Annotated in this window: 1 protein-coding gene and 1 pseudogene; both read right to left on the bottom strand. The window is 39.1% G+C overall.

What is annotated here, in order from left to right:
• A partial coding sequence (locus R7M72_RS25850) for a LysR family transcriptional regulator (RefSeq protein ID WP_318056563.1) occupies window positions 1–460 on the bottom strand: 460 nt, incomplete at its 3' end.
• 167 nt (window positions 461–627) lie between these two features.
• A pseudogene (locus tag R7M72_RS25845) lies at window positions 628–1,059 on the bottom strand (LysR family transcriptional regulator); the annotation flags it as partial.

Genomic DNA, 1,059 nt, shown 5'->3' with positions numbered 1-1,059 from the left:
CATTTGGCTCTTCGTGAATCACCTCATTGACCAGTGTAGAATCATCAGACTTGATTGAATCAATGATTAACGCAATTTTCTGCTGATGAAGCAGTTCCAGTAACAAGTTTTTTGTCGCGGCAGCTTCGTGAACAGAAACGTTGTTAATCGACGATAAACTACCCGAAAATACCTCTGAGCAGTAAACCTTAAATTGAGGCGAAATGGACAATGCATTCTCTACCATACACAGTGCTTGCCTTAGTTTGGGGAGCAAGTTCTGCCCTCTAGACGTCAGGGAAATTGAACGTCCTACCTTGGTGAAGAGTTGGTATTCAATTAGTGCTTCCAAGCGCCTAATGGAAGCACTTACTGCTGGTTGCGTCACGCCAAGGTGCTCAGCCGCTTTGGTGTATGATTGATATTCTGCAGCAATTAAAAATGTTTGGATTAAGTTTAAATCCAGTTTTTTATTAGTCATTAAAGTTATGGTCTGTTGTTATTTTAATATTGATTGCTTAATCAATATACCTCTAAAACAAAGATCAATTAACTTCGTTGATGTTATACAGAATATATCAAATATTAATATCTCACCGATAAATGAAACGTTACCACTGAGGAGAATCGAAAGGCTTTAAAAAACAACTAATTATCGTTAATGGATGAAAGTGTGCTTTCAATTATTGGAATCAGCCATTTATAAATAGGACTATTGCGATGGCGATAGTGCATGTATAGGTAAATATCTTGAGACTCGCCTTTGAAGGAGGCTTTTAGTTGTGGAGAGAGTGACAAACTTTTGAGTCCGGAAAGATGCTTTCTTGAAAGAAACGCAGATGTGGGGAATAGAGCATCTGTCTCCGAAATCACTTCTAATAGAGACAAAATGGAACTGGACCTAAAAGCGGTTTCGGTTTCAATGTTTTCACGCTCTGCCCAGCACTCAATAAGCGTTCTGTTCTCATTCCAATCTGGGACGATGGCAGTGACAATTGGGTATAGACTTAAGTCATTACAATCGATCGCTTGATCTGATAAAGGGTGCGCATCTCTCGCTAATATCTGAAATTCATCGGT

Origin of the sequence: Vibrio sp. YT-18 (assembly GCF_033337345.1) — a bacterium.
GTDB classification, from domain to species: domain Bacteria; phylum Pseudomonadota; class Gammaproteobacteria; order Enterobacterales; family Vibrionaceae; genus Vibrio; species Vibrio alginolyticus.
The sequence above is the reverse complement of the archived record's forward strand: the minus strand, read 5'-3'. Positions and strand labels throughout refer to the sequence as shown.